The following is a 300-nucleotide window of genomic DNA, read 5'->3' on the forward strand; positions in this document are numbered from 1 at the left end:
ACCGCTCGGCCAAGGACCGCACGAGGGTCTGCGACGCCGGGGACCACATCCTGCTCAGCACCGTGAGGGGACAGGTGCTGGCCGTCGACGCCGACAGGGGCTACTTCGTCCCTGTGTCCGGAAGCGGAGCCGGCTCGCGCATCCCGCTCCCCGACGCCGTCTCACAGGAGGATCCGGTCGTCGGAGTGGGCGCGTCCTCCTCGTCCGCCCGACACCTGGTGGTACTGCTGTCGTCCGGAACGGTGCTGGCCATCGACCCGCACACCGGCCATCAGGTCGCCGGCGTCAAGGCGGCGGCAG

General features: G+C 71.3%; 1 protein-coding gene. It reads left to right on the forward strand.

The features are described from left to right. Positions 1 to 300: hypothetical protein (locus tag ACI2LP_RS34470; RefSeq protein WP_404728478.1), on the forward strand; the 300-nt coding region annotated here is incomplete at both ends.

It is taken from the genome of Streptomyces sp. NPDC019890 (assembly GCF_044903445.1).
Lineage (GTDB): Bacteria > Actinomycetota > Actinomycetes > Streptomycetales > Streptomycetaceae > Streptomyces.